The sequence below is a fragment of the Anaerovibrio sp. genome (genome assembly GCF_024697385.1).
GTDB lineage: Bacteria > Bacillota > Negativicutes > Selenomonadales > Selenomonadaceae > Anaerovibrio.
Genome location: NZ_JAILFV010000145.1, coordinates 1 through 4,113, shown reverse-complemented (window position 1 = coordinate 4,113; position 4,113 = coordinate 1). Strand labels below are relative to the sequence as shown.

General features: G+C 39.8%; 3 protein-coding genes and 1 pseudogene. All 4 read left to right on the top strand.

The genetic code is table 11. From position 1 onward, the window contains the following. Positions 1-1,238 (top strand): Gfo/Idh/MocA family oxidoreductase (locus K6C05_RS08130; RefSeq protein WP_296733479.1); only part of this gene is annotated, 1,238 nt, incomplete at its 5' end. 81 nt (positions 1,239-1,319) lie between these two features. Then, the gene (locus K6C05_RS08125) at positions 1,320-2,576 is read left to right on the top strand and encodes a hypothetical protein (protein WP_296733477.1); all 1,257 of its coding nucleotides are present in this window, start codon (positions 1,320-1,322) and stop codon (positions 2,574-2,576) included. 17 nt (positions 2,577-2,593) lie between these two features. After that, the gene (locus K6C05_RS08120; RefSeq protein WP_296733476.1) at positions 2,594-3,472 is read left to right on the top strand and encodes an alpha-1,2-fucosyltransferase; all 879 of its coding nucleotides are present in this window, start codon (positions 2,594-2,596) and stop codon (positions 3,470-3,472) included. Between the two features lie 158 nt (positions 3,473-3,630). After that, a pseudogene (locus K6C05_RS08115) lies at positions 3,631-4,113 on the top strand (UDP-glucose 6-dehydrogenase); the annotation flags it as partial.

The window sequence follows — 4,113 nt, the reverse complement described above, 5'->3', positions numbered from 1 at the left end:
ATTTGCTTCATTATGGCCATAAACGCCTTTTGGAAAGGGCCAAGGCATTGGGGGATTATCTTATAGTGGGTGTCACTGCAGACAGTTTTGATAAAAGCCGCGGAAAAATCAATGTTCAGCAGTCCTTGATGGAACGAATAGCAGGCGTACGCGAAACGGGCCTGGCTGATGGAATTATTATAGAGGAATATGAGGGCCAGAAAATAGACGATATCCGACGGTATGGTGTGGATATTTTTACCGTTGGGTCAGATTGGGTGGGTAAGTTTGACTATTTGGAGGAATACTGCAAGGTAGTGTATTTACCAAGGACCGAGGGGGTATCCAGCTCCCAGGTCCGTTCAGAAAAACGGAAAATTGCTATCAGGATTGTTGAAGATAAAGGATTGGGAAACAAGATTCGTCGTGAAAGTGATTATGTTAATGGTGTAGAAGTGCTGGATGACGGATCCAATGTTGGGGAAGATGCCATTTATTTGTTTTCTCAGCCAGAACGGCATTATGAACTTATAAAAAAAGCTATCCATGAAGGAAAGCATGTTTTATGTGAATCCCCTATAACTATGAATGCCGTCCAGTGTCAAGAGCTTTTTGACTTGGCGAGAAATAATAATGTAGTTTTGATGGACGCACTTAAAACTGCCTATGGAACAGCTTATAATCGCTTGTTGCTTTTGGTAAAATCCGGGGCTATTGGCAAGGTAATATCCGTGGATGCTACCTGCACCAGTTTGATGCGAAATTATGATACAGCAAATCTAAAGGGTATATGGAACAGTATTACCGCCTGGGGGCCTACAGCTCTATTGCCGGTGTTTCAGCTTTTGGGGACGGGCTATATTGACAAGCACATCGTTTCCTGCTATGCAGATGAAGCCAAAACCTTTGATGGGTTTACCAAGATAGATTTTATTTATTCCAATGCTGTTGCGTCAATCAAAGTGGCAAAAATGGCCAAATCTGAAGGCAGTCTTGTGATTACCGGTACAAAGGGCTATATTTATGTACCTTCGCCATGGTGGAAAACTGATTATTTCGAAGTAAAGTATGAGGACCAGAATATGAATAAAAGATTTTTCTACCAGTTGGAGGGTGAAGGAATAAGGTATGAATTGGTAGCCTTCAGCAAGGAGATAGAGTCTGGTATAAATAACAGTTATGTCAGTGAAGAAATATCTGTAGCCATAGCAAAAGTCATGGAAGATTGGGCTGATGTCACTGATAGTATTTCTTTATAAAAGGTGTGAGTATAGGTGCAGGGGCATTACAAGAAAGAAATTTTAATAAAAATAGACAATATACATAATGTTGTACAGAAAATGCTTACAGAAAACCAGAAAACAGGGATAATACTGGATGATATCTCAGATGAAATTATTAGTATAGGCGAGTTGCTGGTTAATTATGGTGGGTTAGGTGCAGCACTTATTGAAAAGCTGGAAGAGCCTGTAGCTTTAATAGAAAAAATCAGGCTGGCCCATGAAGCCGGCAAGTCGGTTCGTATGTCTGTTGATAGGCTGTTGTCAAAGCTAGTGGAATTAAAAAATACTATATGCCAGCAGCTTCCTGAAGATAAAAAAATGGTGTTTTTTCTTCCGTATAAGGCTTCAATGTGGGATAGCCTGGAAAGTGTTTGGGAAAGGGCCAGGGATGAGGGTGATTGTGATGCTGTAGTAATGCCTATACCATATTGTGACCGTAATCCAGATGGCTCTGCAAAAGAGTGGCATTGGGAAGGAAATGAATTTCCTGAATATGTACCAATAACAAATTATCAAAATGTGGATTTGGCAGCGGTACATCCGGATAAAATATATATTCATAATCCATATGATGCTTATAATCGGGTTACCTCAGTGGCACCGGAATATTACAGCGATAAGCTGAAAAAGTATACTGATCAGTTGATATATATACCATATTTTATTTCAAATGAAGCAGGGGCTACCCCAGAATGGGCGGAACGCCATGCCAGAATGCCGGTATATGTAAATGCGGATATTATAGTTCAGCAATCTGAAAAAATGCGGGCTATATATATCCAGGCTTTAGTTAATCTGTATGGGGAGGATACTCGCCATATATGGGAGAAGAAGGTGAAGGGATGGGGGTCTCCAAAGCTGGATAAGGCGCGTCATACCAAGAAAGAAGATCAGGATATCCCGGCAGATTGGCTGGCAAAGATAAAAAAAGCAGATGGAACATGGAAAAAGATAGTCATGTATGGTACCGGACTTGGAAAAATGCTGGAGTCCGGAGAAAAACTCCTGGATAAAATAGAAAGCGTGTTGAAGTTCTTTTATGGTAAAAAAGGTGATGTAACCCTTCTATGGCGGCCCCATCCGCTGATACCAGCTACATTGGGGTCAATGAGGCCAGAATTATCAAAGCGTTATACTGCTATGGTAGAAAAATATAAAAAGGAAAACTGGGGTATTTTTGATGATACAACAGACTTGAACAGGTCCATAGCCATTTGTGATGCCTATTATGGGGATGACAGCAGTGTTATACAGCTTTTTCAGGGAGTGAAGAAGCCTGTTATGGTAGAAGATGTGGATATAATGAATGGGTAATAAGGTGATGAGGATAAGTGCATATAATATTTATGAATGGTGGATTGGGCAACCAGATATTTCAGTTTATGTTTTACCATTGGTATCGGAAGCTGCTCCCTCAAGTGGATGTTGTTATTGATGATGGAAAATTTTGGGGTGATGATGTTCCCCATCATGGATATGAGCTTAAACGGATATTTAACCTGGATTTGCCAATGCTGAGTCAGAGATTTAGCCCGGAAGTGTGGCAATATATGATAGAATTGCGCCAACAGGGAACAGATATTCCTGAACAGCTTAGAATGAATGGTCTTCCACTTAGGGCGATTAGGGAAAAGGGAATAACCAATATAAAATTTAATGGTGATATGCAGGAATTTGCAGTAGGAGATTCTTTGGATATAGATATAAATGACAATATATATTGGCATGGCTATTGGCTATCAAGCAGCTTTCTCAGTCAAGCAAAAGAAGAAATAATGGCAGCCCTTCAATTTCTGCCATTTGATGATGAGCTTAATCTTCAGCTTCAGGCCAAGATTATCCAAGCCAGTGAGCCTACTGCCATACATATTCGTCGTGGCGATATGGCTGCAATGGGGTGGTCTGCTCAGCCGGAGTATTATCAAGGATTGATCAGATCCTTTGATGCCAGCCATAATGTATCCTTGTATCTTTTGTTTTCTGATGACATTGCCTGGTGTGAAGACCATGCAGCTGAATTGGGCTTATTGGATATAGCGGAACGATTGCTGGTAGTAGATAATAATCAAGAGGATGATTATTGGCGTGATCTGCAGCTGATGTCATTATGCAAGAATAGGTTGTCTGATCGCAGTTCCTTCAGCTTATTGGCAGGTTTTTTGTGTAATTACCCGCAGAAGGAAGATTGGAACAATTGGGGAAGCTTATGAAACAAGATATCATAATATTTATGTATGGCTTGGGCCATAATATTTTGGGGAGAGGTTTTCTGAACAGGGTAGGAATTTTGCACCTTTAGAATATTTGGATAACAACCGATAAAATATTTAGAAGAATGTTTATTTATGCAGAGATATGTTGGTGAAAAATGCAAAAATATGAAAATCTTAAAATAACAGTCGCAGGAACAGGTTATGTAGGATTATCCATGGCAGTGCTATTATCTCAGTATCATGATGTGATAGCTGTGGATGTAATAGAGGATAAAGTCGATAAAATTAATAAAAAAATCTCTCCTGTACGGGATGAATATATAGAAAATTATTTAAAGGAAAAGCCTCTTAGATTAACAGCTACACTGGATGGTGTCAGTGCATATAAAGAGGCTGATTTTGTTGTGATTGCAACACCAACAAATTATGACCCGTTAACCCAGCATTTTGACTGTTCATCAGTAGAGGCTGTTATTGAACTGGTTATACAAAATAGTGACACTGCAGTGATGGTGATAAAAAGTACAATTCCAGTGGGCTATACAGAACGAATAAGGGAAAAGTTTGGAACCGATAGAATCATTTTTTCTCCGGAATTTCTGCGGGAATCCAAGGCATTATATGATAACCTCTATCCT